Below are 16,951 nucleotides of genomic sequence, written 5' to 3'. Positions count from 1 at the left end.
ATATGGTTAAGAAAATCCGCTTAAGGGGATAAGTGTGAGAATCACATCACCGGAAATGCTGGCGCAGGCATTGAAGAACATCAGGAAGGAACGTCAGCTCAGCCAGAGCGTGGTTGCTGATAATGTTGGCCTGAAGCAGGCGACCCTATCTGGCTTCGAGAACAAGCCGGAGGCGTCTCGGGTTGAAACGCTGTTCAAGCTGCTTACCGCCCTCGATCTGGAGCTGCACCTGAGCGAGCGCGATGCAAAAAATGCCGAGGCTGGCTGGGACCAGGAGTGGTGAGATGTCACAACTGCTGGTAGCCCTCAACGGAATTGAGGTTGGCATTCTTGAAAAGGCCCGCTCCGGCGCGATGACTTTTCAGTACCTAAAAGAGTGGGTAAACCGGCCTGGCGCGCGGGCTATCTCGTTATCCTTACCGCTCACACTCGCCCCCTACAAGGGTGAGAAAGTCTATAACTTCTTCGACAACCTGCTGCCGGATTCCGATACCCTTCGAGCCCGCATGCAAGCCCGCTTTCGTGTTGCCAGCAGTCACCCCTTCGATCTCCTTGCCAGCGTTGGCAGGGATTGTATTGGAGCCATCCAGCTTTATCCCAATGGTATGGCACTGCCTGACGTTACACAAACCAGAGCCCGGCCGCTAACCAACCGGGACATCGAGAACCTTCTGGAAGGCTACCAGGACGCACCGCTGGGCATGGCCAAAGATCACGATTTCCGCATATCACTGGCCGGCGCTCAGGAGAAAACCGCACTGCTGTGGCACCAGAATCAATGGCAACTCCCTCTGGGGTCGACGCCTACTAGCCACATCTTCAAACTACCGATTGGTTTTCTCGAACACAGCAACATTGATCTGCGCGAAAGCAGCGAGAACGAATGGCTCTGCCTTCAGATTCTCAAAGCCTTCGGCCTGCCAACCGCCAATGCAGACCTGGCGCGTTTCGGGAACCAATGCATCCTGATTGTCGAACGTTTTGACCGGAAATGGTCAAGCGATGGTTCCTGGCTGATGCGTCTGCCACAGGAAGACTTCTGCCAGGCACTGGGCATTTCGCCCGCGCTGAAATACGAAAGCGATGGCGGGCCAGGCCTTCGCCAATGCGTGAAGATTCTTGAAGGCTCGCAGAATGCCAGCCAGGATCGGGACACGTTTTTCAAAACCCAGCTGGTGTTCTGGCTTCTGGCGGCCATCGATGGCCACGCCAAGAACTTCAGCCTGTTCCTTGAACCCGGCTCGGCCTACCGCATGACGCCACTGTACGACGTCATCTCAGCCTATCCGCTGATAACTCAAGGAAGCCTGGCACCGGCACGCGCCAAGATGGCCATGTCTCTTAAAGGCCGAAACCGGCATTATCACTGGGCCAGAATGCTTCCCCGGCACTTTCTCTCAACTGCAAAGGCCATGGGCTTTTCGCCGACGCGGGCCGCCGCCATAATGGAAGAAACCGTGGCTCAAACCGAAGCCGTCATCGAATCCGTCAACGCGCGGCTACCCGATGGATTTCCGGCGAAAGTGGCTGACCCGATTCTCTCCGGCCTTCGAGCACAAGCCCAGAAGCTGGGGTCTGACCCCAATCATTTTATCCCTTTCAACGGATAAGCCGAATCTCCTCCGCACAAACAGGAACCACCATGAACCACAAAGGCCCCGCCACCCGCATCATCCACAACCGACGCCACAAGGATCAGTTCGGCAGCCCCTACTCGCCGGTGTACAACACCACCACCTACCGGTTCGAGAACACGGCGGCCTTGCTGGATGTGATTGAAGGGCGCAGCGAAGGCAACCTGTACACGCGCTGGGGCACCAACCCGAGCATTCGTGAAGTGGAACAGGGACTGGCCGGGCTAGAGCAGGCGGAAGCGGCACTGGCGTTTGGCTCGGGCATGGCGGCGATTTCCGCGACCTTGCTGGCCCACGGCCGCAACGGCATTGTCTGCGTGGGGGACCTGTACGGCGGCACTCAGGAATTGCTTAAGAATCACTGCATGGCACTGGGCATTCCGGTCACCTTCCTGTTCCGTGAAGAACAGAACCGGCTGGCACACGAGCTGGGCGAATCGGGCAAACTGGTGTATTTCGAAACCCCGGCCAACCCGAACATGGCCATTCTGGACATTCGCGCCATCGCCGAAACCGCCCACCAACACGGCGCCCTGGTGGCGGTAGACAATACCTTCGCCAGCCCCATCAACCAGCAACCGCTGGAACTTGGAGCAGACCTGGTACTGCACAGCGCCACCAAATACCTCAGCGGCCACAGCGACATCACCGCCGGCGCCCTGATGACCTCAGCCGAACTGGCCAAACCGGTCGCCGCCTGGCGCAAAAACCTGGGCCAGCTGATCGCCCCGGAAACCGCCGCCCTGCTCTCCCGCAGCCTGCGCACTCTGCCGGTACGAATCCGCCAGCACAACGAAAACGCCATGGCGGTAGCTGAAGCCATGGAACAGCACCCGAAAATCACGAAGGTCTACTACCCCGGCCTGCCCTCCTTCGAAGGCCACGACCTGGCCAAGCAACAGATGACCGGCTTCGGCGGCATGCTCAGTATTGAAGTGGAAGGCGGCCAGCAAGCAGCTGAAAAAGTGGCAGATTCCCTGAACATCTTCCTGCTCGCCACCAGCCTGGGCGGCGTCGAAAGCCTGGTCAGCCAACCCAGCGCCACCAGCCACCACGGCCTGAGCCGTGAAGAACGCCTGAAACGCGGCATCGGCGACGGCATGCTGCGCCTGTCCGTCGGCCTGGAAGACGCCGAAGACCTGATCGCCGACCTCAACCAGGCCATCTCCTGATTCGGGGTCTGACCCCAGATTGCGGAATATCGACTACGCTTTAAGAAACCCTTCAACGGACGAAAGGGGAGCCCAATGAGGCCCACAGCCATTATCACGTTTGTTTTTGCCTTTTTGGCACCACCAACCAGCTTTGCGGACACCCACTCGAGCACCCTTAAGGTGGCGGTCATCGACGACGTTCCCAGCACTCAAATGGCTACCCAGCTGATGGAAACCGCCTACAAACAGCTCGGTATCGACATGACGACCATTGTGGCCCCGTCGCGCAGAGCATTGCTGCTGGCTGACTCTGGCCAGGTAGACGGGGATCTTTTCCGCATCCATAGCGTTGCCGAGGAATACCCCAACCTGGTTCAGACTCCCTATCCGCTGCTGCAAGGCAAGCTCTATGCTGTCGTTCACGATCCCGGCATTCGTACTTTGCCGAAAGCCAAGGACGCTCCGCTGCTGGTCGCCGTGCGAAGAGATATCATCATCTCGGAAATAACGGCCAAGTCCCTTGGCATGGAACCTGTCCCGGCAGAAGACTATGAGCAGATGCGCAACATGCTGGAACAGAAACGGGTAGCCCTGGCACTGGTGGCCGATGTTGAAGGCCTGTCACCGCTGACCCGAAGCGACTGGAAGCACCTGACAGCACTTCCGGAGCCGGTTGCCGAGTTCCAGCTCTATCATTACCTCCACCGACGGCACGAAAAACTCGCACAATCATTAGCCGAGGTGTTGGAGCGATTGGACCGGGAGGGTGTAAAAGAGGAGATTCGGGAGCGCGTTGTCGGAGATTTTCAGCAGGCAAACAATTGAGGCCGGGCTGCCCTGAGGCGGCCCGGCACTACACACTACATCAGGAAGCTTTCTTCAGCTTCTTCTTGAGAGACTTGATCTTGCTCTCATGCTTCTCGACCTTTGCCTTACGGGCATTGATCTTTTTCTTCAGATTCTTCGCATCTTTCTTGGACATAATCTGCCTCCTGGGCATTATCGCGGCTAGTCCTTGGGCTTATGCTTTTTGATAAACCCACGAATGAACTGCCTGATTTCGCGAGCAGCGCTGGTATCCAGCTCTTCACACAACTCAATGAACTGCTCGCGCTCGGTGCTGCTGATACGGATCAGCAACTGACTATCTTTCTTGTTGGGCTTCACCTTTTTTGGCTTATCGGACACTGCGGATACTCCCGAGAAAAGTGAATCTCAAAACTGAAAGATATTTACATTGTATATACGTTTTTGAGGAAAGCAAGGTGGCTTTCGGCTACACACCCAGCCACTCCGCCAGCTGCAGATTGGTCTTCAACCGCAAACGCTGCTGCAGCATACTCTCAAAAACGCTGTCCACCGTGCGACTTTCCCCAAGCAACGGCAGTGCGGCTTCTGCTTCAGAGAAGAACTGTGCTTCGCGCTCAGTATTGATAATGGCTCGCTGCCACCACTCGATCCGCCTCATTGCGAATAGTCACTCTGCTGGCGCCACCCTCGAAAACCTGGCGATTGGTGCCCGGCCACGTGGTTAAATGGGCGGGATTCTTGAGAATGTTCGAAGCCGCCAGTTTGATCGCCCGCATAACCACAGGCGCAAACTCCGCCGATAGTGACAAACCAACCCGGAAATCCAACGGCGACAGTTTACCCAGCTCGAAGAAATCATCCCCGGCAAAGCCCAAACCACGGGAACCCGGAGCCTGCCGTAAATGATGCTTCAGCACCAGCGGGTGGTACAGCATGATCCAGAACAGCCCCACTGCCCCAAGCGGCAGCTCTACCCAGTCATCCGAGCGGTGCAACACCAGTCCCGGCGCACTGTCTGCCATGCGCACCAGGGTTCGCAGCAAGCCCAATTTGTACGTGGAGGATTTGTTGTCATTGATGATGATATGCCGCAGCGTGGGCAATGCTCCCGTGCCATCATCCGGCAGACGGTATACGGCGGTTTCCCACCACACATCCTGGCGTTTCAGCTGATCCGCGCGCGGCGTATCCGGCAGAGGCACAGGCATAACCGCCCGGTGGCGGGCAAAGCTGTCCAGCTCGGATTTTGAGACTTCATAGAACTGCCGCTCGCCATCACCCGGCCCATGGCGAAGGGTAATCACGAGCATGCCAGACGGTGCCAGCAGCTCCGTTAAAATCCGGAACGCCCGCTCCCTGGAAGTTGGAGGAAGGTGCATCCACACCGCCGACACCAGAACCAGATCAAACCGGTAACTGAGTTTGCGGATCTCGCTCAGATCCGGCAGAGAGTCATCTATCCACTGGATACTGCGATGTGCCGTTGCCGCCTCACCCAAGCGACGCAATTCCGCCGCGGGCTCAACCGCCACCACATCCCAGCCACGCTCTGCCAGGGCAAGTGCATCTCGTCCACTGCCGGCGCCCACGTCCAGCGCGAGGCCCGATTTCTTGTCCAAATGAGGGAGCCAATCCTTGTGGACCTGTTCGAAGGTCAGGGACTGGTATTGGGTGAAGAATTTTTCGGCGTGCTTGTTGTAGGGGCCGTAACTCATGCCACCGCCAACTTAGCCGCTTGCTGCCACATAAAGTTCGGCATCGGCGTTCGGAGTTGCCAGGTAATACTCATGGGTTGGGAACCGGTGTGAGACACGTAGTCCACCTCACCGTAATTCACAAACCCCATCGTGCGACCATATTCGTCTTTCGCCTGCTCTCTTACAAACAGGAACAAACGTTTGTTGATGGCTTGGTGTTGAATGTAGTCCTTACCTTTGCCGCGGTCAGGCCGCGCGCTGTTCTGCGACTGCCAGTGGAATAACTGCTCGTTGATGGCGTAGTCGTGGTACATGGTGGTCGGAGAGAACTGCTTTTCGTTTTTTTCCAGGGTGACAAACAGCAGCTCGATATTTTGATCCTGAATGAGATAAACACCTTCCCTCGATGGTGGCTGGTGCTCGAACGTCATGGCACCAAAGCCAACCAGAATCTGCTCTCGGGAATAACGGGCGTGTAATCGCAACGGTACGCCATGTAACTCCGGCATGGCCGGCTGTTCGTGCTTGGTTTTCGCCAGTTTCCAGTCGAGAACGTCCACCAGCTCCTGTTCCAGCCCCAACTTGCTGAGTTCTGCCAGGCTTTGTGCCAGCGAACCAAACTCCAGCTCCGGTCCGGCTTTCTGCCAGAAGTCGTAATGGCACATCAGGGCTTGGCGATTGCTGGCGTCGCCCCAGCTAAACCCGGCCTGGCATAGTTTCTTGAGGAACAGCAGGTACTGGTGATCGTCGCAGATCAAAATCCGGTTATAGATGGCCTTCTTCGCTAGTTTGAATGGCGAGTCATCGGCGACGTCTTCATCTTTCGCTTTGCTCACCAATTCGGCCCAGCTGCCCCGTTTGTATAGCTCGTTCAGGTCGATATGGGGATGATGGGTTATAAAATTCTTCAGCGTGAGTGGCTGAGTGGAGTGCTGTGGGAACTGCCGAACAAGTGTCACCAGCCGCTTCATGGTCAGCGTGGCTTGCCGGATGTTGCTCAGCACCATTTCCTGGGTTTTCTTGGTGAGCTCAATTCGGCAACCCAGTGGCGCATGGGGAAAGCCCTGCTTTAGTTCTTCCGTAATTGAGCGTTCTGACTTACCCACCAGTGCCCGGAATTTATTGGCGAAATCATACTCAGGCCGGGAGTTGCCCACGAAATCCAAAACCGTGCAGCAGTCTTTGTCGTCTGCCAAGCGCAGTCCACGGCCGAGTTGCTGCAGGAAGATGGTCAGGCTTTCCGTTGGGCGCAGGAACAGCAAGGTATCCACTTCCGGGATATCGACGCCTTCATTGAAGATGTCGACCACACACAGAACATTAATTTGCCCGGAACGAATGGCTTGCTGCTTTTGTTGGCGCTCGTGGCTGTTGTCACTGGTGAGCACATCGGCCTTGATGCCGTGTAACAGGAGCTGCTCCACCATGAAGGTCGCGTGTTCACGGCTCACGCAGAAAGCGAGCGCCTTCATGCAGGTTATGTCGGTGACGATTTCCCGCAGGCTGCGCAGGATCTTATCTACCCGGCTCTGGTTGTGGGTGTAGAGGTTGGTGAGCTGAACCACATCGTAACGGCCACGATTCCAGGGAATGGTGCGCAGGTCGGTATCGTCATCTATGCCAAAGTATTGGAAAGGGCAAAGGTGGCGTCGGTTGATGGCCTCCGGCAACCGGAGTTCGGCGGCAATCACGCCTCCAAAATCACTGAGGATATCGCCACCGTCGTGCCGCTCTGGCGTCGCGGTCAGGCCCAGAAGTATCTCAGGCGAGAAGTGCTCCAGTACCGCCCGGTAACTGGAGGCGGCAATGTGGTGCACTTCGTCAATTACGATGTAGTCGTAATAGCCTTCCGTCAGTTTCAGCTGATCCAGCTGGTTGTTCAGGGTCTGAATCGAGACGAACAACTGGCGGTAGTGTTCCGGCAACTGGCCGCCTACCCAGAGTTCTCCGAAGGCGTTATTACGCAGCACGCCACGATAAGCTTCGCGGGCTTGGCGCAGAATTTCTTCCCGGTGCGCCACAAACAGAAAATGGGCGCTTGGCTTTGCTTTCAGGAACCGCTGGAAATCAAAAGCCGAAATCAGCGTCTTGCCAGTACCGGTGGCGGCCACCACAAGGTTACGGAAACGCTGGTGAACGCCCCTTTCCACAGAGAGCTGCTCCAGAATGTCCTTCTGGTGCGGGAACGGCGTGATTTCGAAATAGTGTGAGACGCCTGGTGCATCCAAGCCTTTTTGCTGCTTCAGAGCTCGATTGAGCTTTTCGGTACTCTCAGCCTGACCATCAAACCGCTCAAAATCATCTGAAGCCCAATAAGTCTCAAAAGTGCTGAGAGATTTGTTGATGATGTGGGGAATTTCCTGAGAGGTGATTTTCAGGTTCCACTCAAGGCCGTTGGTCAGCGCCGATCGGGACAGGTTGGATGAACCGATGTAACCGGTGTGAAAGCCTGTATTCCGGAGAAACAAATAGCTTTTGGCGTGCAGCCTTTCACGCTCTGTGTTGTAGCTCAGTTTCACTTCCGTGTTTGGCAGGCTCGCCAGGTACTCAACGGCTTTTGCATCCGTTGCCCCCATGTAGGAGGTGGTGATGATTTTCAGCTCACGGCCACTGGCGGTGAAGGCTTCCAGCTCTTTCCGGAAAATGCGGATGCCGGCCCATTTGATAAACGACACCAGCCAGTAGATTTTATCTGCCGACAAAATTTCGCGCTTGAGTTCCGATTCCAGCGACAGGCCGGCATTGCTGCCTGAGAACAGCTCGCTTTGGGTTAAGCCCGTAAGAGGGAAGATATCTTCAACGTACTGTTTCAGGTTGGCAGCAACCGGGTTTTCCAACTCGTAGAGCGCTGTGAGGATTTTGCCTTGACTATCGAGCAGGTTCTCTTCCAGAAAGCCCTCGTCTGAAATCTGGCTCTTGAGCCACATCAGCAGCTGGTTGGAGAGTTCGATTTGCTGCTGAAGCCGGTCGTCTCCCGACGGCACGGCTTCAATGGCGAATTCCAGAATGTTGGAGAGGAATCGTGACAGCCACACCGAGGCTTCGGCGCTGTTGAGCTGGCGTTCACCAACGTAAAACTTGTCTCTGTCGAGGCGGCTTTCGATGAGCTTGGTGATTAGCTGTTCGTAGATTCCGGTTTGTTGCATTACCTACGTTCCATGTTGATGGCACATCTGGCAAGAACCGTAGCGTTCAACGTCCCGGTTTCCAAGGAAATCTTAAGACTTTCTATCCGGCTCGGCTGAATTTTGCATTTGTTTACGAACCCCACTCCCTACTCACACACTAAATTCCCCAACGCATCCTCCCTGCACCGCCGCCCTTCCCGGTCCCGCCAGTTCCCCAGCGAATCCTTGCGCCACACGTCTTCGCCATCGGAAGACCGATAGTTTCCAAGGCTATCTTTGCGGTAGCGGTTGCCGGTGCGGTTGTCGTTCCAGTTGCCCAGTGCATCTTTGCGCAGGGTGCCCTGTTCGCCGCTGTCGCACTGGTAGCGCATGTTGCCCAGGGCGTCTTTGCGGTAGGTGCAGTTTTCCTGTGCGGGCAACCAGCCGGAGGCCAACACCAATAGTGCTATGGCCAAGGCGATCATCAGGTGTTTCGCCATGGTATTCGCTCGCATGGTGCGCCCTCCTCTGGCGTTGGCTTTCTTCCAGTGTAGTCACGGGGGCGACAGGTAGCGTCGTGCGGTGGTTTTTTTGTGAGTGGGTTCAGGTATTGGCCAGCCAGGCCGCACCGCGCACGCCGCTGGAGTCGCCGTGGGCGGCTTTTACGATGGGTGTGTCGCATTCGCCGCCGAAGACGTAGCCGGGCAGGCGGGCGGGGAGTTCCTGGTAGAGCTGTTCGGCGTTACTCATACCGCCGCCCAGTACGATCACGTCTGGGTCAATCACGTTGATGATGGCAGCCAGGCCCCGGGCCAGGTGTTCCAGGTATTGGTGCAGGGTTTCGGTGGCTTGCGGGTCGCCATCCCCGGCATGCTCAACAATGGCATGGGCGGGCAGTTGCTGGCCGGTGCGCAGTTTGTGGGTGAGTGAAAGCCCGGTTCCGGACAGGAAGGTTTCGTTGCAACCGTGGCGGCCGCAGAAGCAGGGGCGCTGTTGCAGTTCAGCTTCCGGCGTCCACGGCAGCGGGTTGTGGCCCCATTCGCCGGCTACGCCGTTGGGGCCGGTAAGCAGCTGGCCGTTCACGCTTATGCCAGCGCCGCAGCCGGTGCCCAGTATGGCGGCGAATACGGTGTGGTGGTTGCGCCCTGCTCCGTCTGTGGCTTCGGAGAGCGCCAGGCAGTTGGCGTCGTTAGTCAGGGTTACGGGCCGTTGCAGTAATTCTTGCAGGTGTTGCTGCATGGGTTGGCCGTTCAGCCAGGTGGAGTTGGCGTTTTTGATACGGCCGGTTTTGCGGGAAATGCTGCCGGGTATGCCTACGCCTACCGGTATGCCGGTGGTGCCGGCGTGGGCTTCGGCTTGTTGTACCAGGGCGTGGATGGTGTGCAGGGTGGCCTGGTAGTCGCCGGCTGGGGTGGCTACCCGTTTGCGGAAGTGTTCGTTGGATTGGTTATCCAGCAGGATCACTTCGGTTTTGGTGCCGCCCAGATCTATGCCTATCAGCCAGTTTTCCATGAGGAGTGTTTCTCGCGTTGTGGTTACGGGCGCCCAGGCACAACGCTAAAGGAGAGCCGTCCATGGAGCAATGCTAGCTGCCATCAATCTACAGCAGCGCTGCCCGTCAGAATCATATGAGCACCCTTCTCGGCAATCATAACCGTCGGGCCATGGATGTTGCTGCCGGTAATGGTTGGCATGATCGACGAGTCGATAACACGCAAGCCCTTCACGCTATGCACCCGCAGTTCCGGATCCACTACGGCCATGGCGTCCACCCCCATCTTGCAGGAACCTGCGGTGTGGTAAACGGTTTCAATCCGGTTTCGGAGAAAAGTCTGCAGCTGTTCGTCGGTCGTTACGTCTGGCCCCGGAAGTTCCTCGCGGCCAAGGTACGGCTTCATGCCTGGCTGTGAAAGTATCTCTCGGCCAATCCGGATACCTTTGACCAGCGCCGTCCGCTCCTTCTCAGCAGCCAGATAGTTGGCTTCAATTCTGGGTGGGGAGAATGGATTGCTGTCTCTGAGCAGCACCCTGCCCCGGCTTTGTGGCCGCAGATGGCAAATGTGCAGAACATACCCGAACCGGGCCGGTGTGAAGAGGCCCCGGCCGTGCGGTTCCATTCGCAACGCCGCAAACTGAAGTTGCAGGTCGGGAATGGGCTCTTCGGGATCCGATTTGATGAACCCACCGCAGTCGGTCGGGGTGAAGACAAACGGTTCTTTGCGACTGAAATATCGCTGCAGGAAGGTCTTTGTGTAGGGGCCAGGAATGGTAGCGAAGGAGGTTTTACTTGGGTCAAGGCAGCGGATCATGATGTCTGGGTGATCCTGAAGATTCTCGCCAACACCCGGCAGGTCTTTGACGACCGGTATGCCATGTTCTTCCAGCTCCTGCCTGGGGCCAATACCAGACAATTTGAGCAATTGCGGCGAATTGATCACCCCGGCGCTGAGAATGACTTCTTTGCGCGCGAGCAGTGTCTCCGGAGAGCTGCCCGCAGGCCTGGCGCCTTGATATTCCACGCCTGTGGCCCGATTGCCCTCAAACAGAATTCGGGTAACGTGCACGCCGGTCATTACCGTCAGGTTCGGGCGTTCCAGTGCTTCGTCAAGGAAGGAGTATGCAGCGTTACACCGGTGGCCGTCCGGGGTTTGGGTAACCTGGAAGAAAACACAACCCTCCTGGCTGACGCCATTAAAGTCAGGGTTAAACGGGTAGCCGGCCTGCTGGCAAGCTTCGACGAAGGCATGGCTGACCGGAAACCGGAATGTGGTATCCACCACGTGCATGGTGCCCTGATCACCGTGATAGGCATCGGCACCTCGCTGCTGGCGTTCAGACACTTTGAACCAGGGCAGAACGGAGGCGTAATCCCAACCTTTATTGCCCAGCTCTGCCCAGTGATCATAATCCCGAGGGTGACCGCGGGTGTAGATCATGGCATTGATGGAGCTTGAGCCTCCCAGTGCTTTGCCGCGGGGCCAGAAAAAACCCCGCTGGCCATTGGCAGGCTCCTCTTCGGTTCTATACAGCCAGTTGTACTTTCGGCTGTTCATCAAGTACAGCATGTTCAGCGGGTTACAGTTGCGTATCCAGTAATTGCGGTCCGAAGGGCCTGCCTCCAGCAGGCATACCCGGTTGGCAGGGTCTGCCGATAAACGATTGGCCAGCAAGCAGCCTGCCGAACCTGCTCCAACGATAATAAAATCATACATCTGCAATTACCCGGAAGCCGTGAACACCATTATGGCAATCCTGAAGTCTGCCCCAGCGCACTTTCTGTTGCTATTGCATAATTTGCTGCGGGCCAGTGCGTTTCAGTCAACGGGTTATCCAGAATGCTCTTAAGCCTTATCGAATATACCTGTTTGCCTTGATATTGATCAGTGTTTACTATCGCGCACCTTTCAATGCACCAATTCAGGGCGCTTAACCGGTTATGGGATTCAGGAACGAACAACTGCGCTGGCAGTTGGCGAAGGGGCTTCTGCGCGCACTGCACCTGGAGCGCCTGGCTAGCCGATACAGCCGAACCACGGTTATGGCGATCTTCAATCTGGTCAACGGTGGGTTCAGCATCGCCCTGGTGTCGTTTGTGGCACTGGTTACTCAGGAAGCGTTTATTTTTCCGTCACTGGGGGCAACCGCGTTTATTCTTTTTTATGTGCCACTGGCCCAACCCGCATCTCCGAGGAATACGTTGTGCGGGCACCTGATCGGTGCGCTTACGGGCCTGCTCAGCTTGTACCTGTTCGGTCTGCAGGAGCAGCCTTCGGCCTTTATGACCGGGGTTGATCTGCCAAGGGTTGGCGCAGCATCGCTTTCGCTGGGGCTGGCAGGGTGCCTGATGGTGCTCCTCAAAGTAGCCCACCCGCCGGCTGGCGCAACGGCGCTGATCGTCTCGCTAGGTTTGATGCCAGACCCGGCACAACTACCGGTGTTGATGGCCGGTGTCGGCTTGCTGCTGGTTCATGCGTTTCTGATGAACCGCCTCGCGGGCATTCCCTACCCGCTGTGGTCGGTTAACTCTACTGCACCTCAGGGCCAAAAGGTGGCCGCAGCGGACTGAGAAACGTAACGCAGGCGCTATTTCTTCACCCACTGCCCGTCAATCAACACGAACTGGCCACCGGGCGTTTTTTCTATCGCTTTTTTACCCGCCACTGTCTCTACCTGAGTGACCGGGATATCGTGTTTTTCAGCAATGCGGGTGTATTCTTCCCGGCGGGCGCTGTTGATGGCTTCTACCACGGCGCGGGCGTCGCCTTCTGCACGCACGACGTCCAGGTAACCGGTTGGCGTTTCACCCACCAGCCCTTGCTGTTTCGCAGGCTCGAGTTTCTGTTTGGCTTCATCCAGTCCCATGGCGAGTGCTGGCAGCGCCATCGCCAATGCCAGCATAAAAGCACTCAGTTGCATCAATCGTTTCATCGTCAACTCCTTGATCAGCCTTTGGTCATGCCTGGTTCCATTCAGAACAGGCCCTTCTCGCTGAACAGTTCATCCACGTCTTTATCCACTTTCACATAGATTTCGTGCTGAATCTTGACGTTCAGGTTTACCGTAATCGGTTCTTTCGGTGCCGCCATCTGCACCGTTGGTGTACAGGCAATCAATGCCAACGGAAGCATCGCGATGAGCAATGCTCTTATCACAAGCGGCCGGCGCGACCGCGATACATTCGTCATGGCTCTGCCTCCTGTCCGGATTGCTTCAGTCGTTCCTGAACACGTTCAGTCACGGCTTCGTTTACCCTGCCACTGAGCTGCAGGCTGGTTAACAGGGCGGGGATATCTTCTTCAAGATTGATGTTGAGCACCACAGGCCGCCCGCCTCTAACCTCCGGGTTTTGCCCCTCAAGCCTCAAACCCAGTATCAACCTGCCCTTATCATCGTAGTCTATCGTGCTGTCGAGCACCGAATAGTGAAAGTTTTGCAAAGCATCGACCACCTGCGCCATGGCTTCGCTGCTGCCGAGCATGGCCTGCAAGCGTTCCGCCGGCAACCGCAACAAACCTCCGGGAGCAATGGCCGAGATCGTCCCCTGATGAACCTCTATACCGGCACTGCTGACCTGGATGGGAACGAGGCCGGTGAGTTCACCCGTTCCTGAGAAGCCCTCGGCCGGGTATACCTGCAGTAATCGCTCAAGGGAAACTTCGTAGACATCAACAGGCAATGTCCAGGGTTCTGCGCCCAGGTCTATGGCTCCAGGTGCTACACGTAAACGGCCATCAAGAAAATCTGCGTTTGCCTGTTGGACGCTGAGAATTCCGCCGAATACATTGCCCCGGGGAGCACGGTAATCCGCAAGAAAACGAATGGGGCCAATTCCGATGCCGGAATTGATCTGGGCAACTGCCAGGTCACGAAAATGAGCGGTCAGAGTGTCATCTTCCAGGTTAACCAGCAGCCGCCCATTGAGTCCGGTCAGGGCCGTTCGATCCATCAGGCCATCAACGCCGTCCGCATTAAAACTGGCATCCAGCACTAGCGGTTCGTCCGGCTCGATGCGCAATGATGCTTCAGCTTTTACCCGCCCTGCGGTCAGCTCCAGTAACTCAGGCCAATCGGCCAGCGTGCTTGCCAAAGCCTTGCCTCCTGCCCCGCCAATAACCTCCGTGGCAACCCGGGCCGCGAGGAAGTTCCCGAGGACATTATGTATGACGACATCGGCTGCGAGCCCGGAGGCGGATTGCGCCCGACCCTCAATGGTCAGATCGGTAAAAGCGCCAGCTACTTTCCCCTCAAAACGCCAGCTCTGGGGTTTCAGGTACGGATGTCGAACTTCGCCAACGTCGATGATGACATTCCCGGTTACCGTGCTCCGATCTGCCAAGGAACCGGTGCCACCGAGGTTTATCACCAGAGTGACAGCGGACAATTCCACTTGCACTTGCGCAAGCTGAGTGGGCTCGCCATTCGCGTTATGAACCAGGCTTTCAGCCTGCAACACGGAGCCGGTTTTGAAGTGAACGGTAATATTTCGGTTATCCGCCTCCACGGCGTTCACCAGGTCAGCCCGAATGCCAGTGACTTGCCAGTCCCCGGACTGGATATCCGGGAGCGCCAGGCCAATCCGGCCCTGCTGCAGCGCCAGCGACCAACTGAAGGCCAAGGCCGACTGCGACAACACGGAGGATGCCAACAGAATGGCCAGACTGGTCCATCGAACCCACGAAAGAGCGCGGAGTGAGCGCACAACGGGAAACCCAGACCACTCTGGAGGCACTTAGTTTTCCGGTAGTCGCTGAGGCAAGCGAATGAACTCAGCCAAAGGCACTGGCCTGGAGAAGTAGAAGCCCTGCAGCAATTCACAGCTGCGTTGAATCAGATCGCTCTGCTGGGCCTGGTTTTCTACACCCTCTGCCACAACTTGCAGGCCAAGGTGATGCGCCATGGTAATAACGCCCTGAACAATCGCCGCGTTGTCGCGATTGGTATCGATTTGGTTGATAAAACTGCGATCTATTTTCACTTTGGTGATGGGTAACTGGCGCAGGTAACTGAGGCTGGAGAATCCTGTACCAAAATCATCAATAGCAACTTTCACACCGAGGTTGCGCAGGTTTTGCAGTAAGTCGATCGCTTTTTCAGTACCAGACATCAACAGGCCTTCAGTCACCTCCAGTTCCAGCAGGCATGGAGTGACCCCACTTTCCTCGAGTGCCTGGCGAATTTCCTCAAAGAATCCGGTTCGGCGGAAATGCACGGGAGAGATATTCACGGCCACGGTCAGCGGCTCGGTGCGGCCTGCGTTTATGGCTGGCAGGTCTTTGCAGGCCTGCCGGAGCACCCAACGGTCGATATCAATGATCTGCCCGGTTTGTTCGGCCAGCGGAATGAACACCCCCGGTGGCACCAGGCCCCGCACCGGGTGTTGCCATCGCACCAGGGCTTCCATTGCTTTCAGCTCTCCGGTGCAGGCGTCGACAACAGGTTGGTAATGGAGAACCAGTTGGTCGTGCTCGACGGCTTCGAGCAGTTCCCGGCGAAGCGCGATGTGTTCACGCACGGAGGTGCTGGCATCGCTGGCATACCACTCCCAGGTGTTTCGGCCCTGAGCTTTGGCTTCGCGCACGGCGATGTGGGCATGCTGAATCAGCTCACTGCTGCTCTGGGCGGTTCCGCTACCAAAGGCTATGCCAATGCTGGCACTGATGTGCAGGACGTATTCACCTATCTCGAACGGGCGGGATAACACGCCAAGCAAGCCTTCCGCGGCCTGAAGCACCTGCTCTTCCGTAACCTGACCGCTCAATAGCACGCCGAACTCGTCGCCTGCGAAGCGGGCAAGGAAATCGCCGGGTTGAAGCCAGTCAGATAACCTGTTTGCGACCGCCTGAAGCAGCTGATCACCGACTGCATGCCCCAAACCATCGTTGATAGAGGTGAAGCCGTCCAGGTTAACAAGCAAAACAGCAACGCGCCGTTTGGACAGCGGGTAATCCTCTGCCAACCGGGCCTCAAAGCCGGAGCGGTTGGCAAGCCCCGTAAGAAGATCGTGGGTGCGCTGAAAGCGCAGTTTTTGCTCGTTTTCTTTCTGGCGGGTTACGTCCCTCGCGATGCCGTATACCCCCACAATTTCATCATCAACCACGATGGGCAGGTTGGTTACTTCCATCCGGTACTGTTCGCCGCTGGCATGATAAGCGCCCACTTCGTAAGTGTGCGGCAGGCCCTTGCGAGCCTTGCGGAACGCCTGGTGGGTCATTTCCAGGTCTTCAGGGCTGACAAAGCGAGAGTAATGCAAGCCCAGGATACTCTGCTCGGAGAACCCGGTTATTTTTTCAACGCTTGGATTGGCCGCAATGAAGCGACCCTCGAGGTCAAGCTCATACACCGCATCCGGATGGTGCGTGAACAGTGACTGGTATCGTTGCTGGTTAACTCGCAGTGCGTGGTGATCACGCTGTCTTGCCAACGCCAGAGCCAGAAGGCCCGCGGCCCGTTGTGAGAGCACCAACTGGCTCTCCTCCGGCGTATAGGGATAGCGATGGTAGGTCGCAAAGGTTCCAAGCAGTTCATCATCGGTGGTGAGCACCGGAATAGACCAGCAGGATGCCAGGCCTTCCGCAAACGAATAGTCCCGGTAGGGCGCCCAGTTTACGTCGTCTGCAATGCTTCTGGTAATGATGATCTTGCGGAAAAAGGCTGCGGCACCGCAGGTGGCCACTTCGGGGCCTATTTTTCGCCGCTGCATGGCCAGTTTATAGGCCTCTGACAAGCCCTCTCCGGCCACCAAACTGATCGTGTCGTCCGCCGGATCATAGAGCATGAAAGTGACCAGTGCGTCCGGCATTTGCCGGGCCACCATGCCAGTGACGGCTGCGAGAATGTCACTAAAGGGCGCATGATTGGCGATCATGTCCTGAATTTTTTGCTGGTCTGCCAGCTCGACAAGTGTGTTGATCATGCGGTTGCCTGAGAATAAAGCGTTTTGATTTGAGACTATCTTTGGTTAAGGGAAAATGCCAGTTATTCGTGCGAGCCACTCTGGTAAACTACTGCCTTTAGAGCCACTTGATCGTCAGTCCACGCAATGCACCACT

General features: G+C 56.7%; 16 protein-coding genes. 5 read left to right on the top strand and 11 right to left on the bottom strand.

All coding sequences use genetic code 11. The features are described from left to right. The first annotated feature begins 34 nt into the window (after positions 1–34). From QPL95_RS01460 to QPL95_RS01445, 4 genes are all read left to right on the top strand, one after another. A complete protein-coding gene (locus tag QPL95_RS01460) occupies positions 35–283 on the top strand; it encodes a helix-turn-helix domain-containing protein (protein ID WP_286816890.1) in 249 nt (82 codons plus the stop codon). Position 284: 1 nt separating this feature from the next. Beyond that, a complete protein-coding gene (locus QPL95_RS01455) occupies positions 285–1,610 on the top strand; it encodes a type II toxin-antitoxin system HipA family toxin (protein ID WP_303289239.1) in 1,326 nt (441 codons plus the stop codon). 32 nt (positions 1,611–1,642) lie between these two features. Continuing rightward, a complete protein-coding gene (locus QPL95_RS01450; RefSeq protein ID WP_303289238.1) occupies positions 1,643–2,806 on the top strand; it encodes a PLP-dependent aspartate aminotransferase family protein in 1,164 nt (387 codons plus the stop codon). Positions 2,807–2,881: 75 nt separating this feature from the next. Continuing rightward, the gene (locus tag QPL95_RS01445) at positions 2,882–3,613 is read left to right on the top strand and encodes a hypothetical protein (protein WP_303289237.1); all 732 of its coding nucleotides are present in this window, start codon (positions 2,882–2,884) and stop codon (positions 3,611–3,613) included. Between the two features lie 183 nt (positions 3,614–3,796). On the opposite strand, the gene QPL95_RS01440 is transcribed toward QPL95_RS01445, so the two are convergent. The 7 genes from QPL95_RS01440 to QPL95_RS01410 form a co-directional block, all read right to left on the bottom strand. Beyond that, positions 3,797–3,976, bottom strand: a complete 180-nt coding sequence (locus QPL95_RS01440; RefSeq protein WP_303289236.1) for a hypothetical protein — start codon at positions 3,974–3,976, stop codon at positions 3,797–3,799. 88 nt (positions 3,977–4,064) lie between these two features. Continuing rightward, entirely contained in the window at positions 4,065–4,256 is a 192-nt protein-coding gene (locus tag QPL95_RS01435; protein WP_303289235.1) for a hypothetical protein, read from the bottom strand. Further along, positions 4,213–5,313, bottom strand: a complete 1,101-nt coding sequence (locus QPL95_RS01430; RefSeq protein WP_303289234.1) for a bifunctional 2-polyprenyl-6-hydroxyphenol methylase/3-demethylubiquinol 3-O-methyltransferase UbiG — start codon at positions 5,311–5,313, stop codon at positions 4,213–4,215. Before QPL95_RS01430 ends, QPL95_RS01435 begins: the two co-directional genes overlap by 44 nt. Further along, positions 5,310–8,441 (bottom strand): DUF3427 domain-containing protein, encoded by a 3,132-nt coding sequence (locus QPL95_RS01425; RefSeq protein WP_303289233.1) that lies wholly within the window; start codon positions 8,439–8,441, stop codon positions 5,310–5,312. Before QPL95_RS01425 ends, QPL95_RS01430 begins: the two co-directional genes overlap by 4 nt. Before the next feature lie 128 nt (positions 8,442–8,569). Then, positions 8,570–8,917 carry a hypothetical protein gene (locus QPL95_RS01420; protein WP_303289232.1) on the bottom strand — a complete coding sequence of 116 codons (348 nt, stop codon included), beginning with the start codon at positions 8,915–8,917 and terminating at the stop codon, positions 8,570–8,572. 88 nt (positions 8,918–9,005) lie between these two features. Continuing rightward, complete coding sequence (locus QPL95_RS01415) at positions 9,006–9,914, bottom strand: ROK family protein (RefSeq protein WP_303289231.1); 909 nt, start codon at positions 9,912–9,914, stop codon at positions 9,006–9,008. An 83-nt stretch (positions 9,915–9,997) separates the two neighbouring features. After that, positions 9,998–11,614, bottom strand: coding sequence for a GMC family oxidoreductase (locus QPL95_RS01410; protein ID WP_303289230.1), 1,617 nt, complete (start codon positions 11,612–11,614; stop codon positions 9,998–10,000). 224 nt (positions 11,615–11,838) lie between these two features. Here QPL95_RS01410 and QPL95_RS01405 point away from each other — a divergent pair, with 224 nt between their 5' ends. After that, entirely contained in the window at positions 11,839–12,468 is a 630-nt protein-coding gene (locus tag QPL95_RS01405; RefSeq protein WP_303289229.1) for an HPP family protein, read from the top strand. A gap of 17 nt (positions 12,469–12,485) precedes the next feature. Here QPL95_RS01405 and QPL95_RS01400 read toward each other — a convergent pair whose 3' ends face one another. The 4 genes from QPL95_RS01400 to QPL95_RS01385 are packed head-to-tail and all read right to left on the bottom strand — an operon-like array spanning position 12,486 to position 16,815. Further along, complete coding sequence (locus tag QPL95_RS01400) at positions 12,486–12,830, bottom strand: YdbL family protein (RefSeq protein WP_303289228.1); 345 nt, start codon at positions 12,828–12,830, stop codon at positions 12,486–12,488. Between the two features lie 41 nt (positions 12,831–12,871). Next, positions 12,872–13,087, bottom strand: a complete 216-nt coding sequence (locus tag QPL95_RS01395) for a YnbE family lipoprotein (RefSeq protein WP_303289227.1) — start codon at positions 13,085–13,087, stop codon at positions 12,872–12,874. Then, the gene (locus QPL95_RS01390) at positions 13,084–14,631 is read right to left on the bottom strand and encodes a YdbH domain-containing protein (protein WP_303289226.1); all 1,548 of its coding nucleotides are present in this window, start codon (positions 14,629–14,631) and stop codon (positions 13,084–13,086) included. Before QPL95_RS01390 ends, QPL95_RS01395 begins: the two co-directional genes overlap by 4 nt. After that, complete coding sequence (locus QPL95_RS01385; RefSeq protein WP_303289225.1) at positions 14,632–16,815, bottom strand: bifunctional diguanylate cyclase/phosphodiesterase; 2,184 nt, start codon at positions 16,813–16,815, stop codon at positions 14,632–14,634. It abuts the gene before it with no gap. Positions 16,816–16,951: the final 136 nt, after the last annotated feature.

The organism is Marinobacter sp. SS5-14b, assembly GCF_030541005.1.
Taxonomy (GTDB): Bacteria; Pseudomonadota; Gammaproteobacteria; order Pseudomonadales; family Oleiphilaceae; genus Marinobacter.
The sequence above is the reverse complement of the archived record's forward strand: the minus strand, read 5'-3'. Positions and strand labels throughout refer to the sequence as shown.

Bases quoted from the DNA above. Each gene is read 5' to 3' on its own strand.
- QPL95_RS01455 (WP_303289239.1), top strand. From the start codon at position 285: ATGTCACAACTGCTGGTAGCCCTCAACGGAATTGAGGTTGGCATTCTT.
- QPL95_RS01450 (WP_303289238.1), top strand. From the start codon at position 1,643: ATGAACCACAAAGGCCCCGCCACCCGCATCATCCACAACCGACGCCAC.
- QPL95_RS01445 (WP_303289237.1), top strand. From the start codon at position 2,882: ATGAGGCCCACAGCCATTATCACGTTTGTTTTTGCCTTTTTGGCACCA.
- QPL95_RS01435 (WP_303289235.1), bottom strand. From the start codon at position 4,256: ATGAGGCGGATCGAGTGGTGGCAGCGAGCCATTATCAATACTGAGCGC.
- QPL95_RS01430 (WP_303289234.1), bottom strand. From the start codon at position 5,313: ATGAGTTACGGCCCCTACAACAAGCACGCCGAAAAATTCTTCACCCAA.
- QPL95_RS01425 (WP_303289233.1), bottom strand. From the start codon at position 8,441: ATGCAACAAACCGGAATCTACGAACAGCTAATCACCAAGCTCATCGAA.
- QPL95_RS01420 (WP_303289232.1), bottom strand. From the start codon at position 8,917: ATGCGAGCGAATACCATGGCGAAACACCTGATGATCGCCTTGGCCATA.
- QPL95_RS01415 (WP_303289231.1), bottom strand. From the start codon at position 9,914: ATGGAAAACTGGCTGATAGGCATAGATCTGGGCGGCACCAAAACCGAA.
- QPL95_RS01410 (WP_303289230.1), bottom strand. From the start codon at position 11,614: ATGTATGATTTTATTATCGTTGGAGCAGGTTCGGCAGGCTGCTTGCTG.
- QPL95_RS01405 (WP_303289229.1), top strand. From the start codon at position 11,839: ATGGGATTCAGGAACGAACAACTGCGCTGGCAGTTGGCGAAGGGGCTT.
- QPL95_RS01400 (WP_303289228.1), bottom strand. From the start codon at position 12,830: ATGAAACGATTGATGCAACTGAGTGCTTTTATGCTGGCATTGGCGATG.
- QPL95_RS01395 (WP_303289227.1), bottom strand. From the start codon at position 13,087: ATGACGAATGTATCGCGGTCGCGCCGGCCGCTTGTGATAAGAGCATTG.
- QPL95_RS01385 (WP_303289225.1), bottom strand. From the start codon at position 16,815: ATGATCAACACACTTGTCGAGCTGGCAGACCAGCAAAAAATTCAGGAC.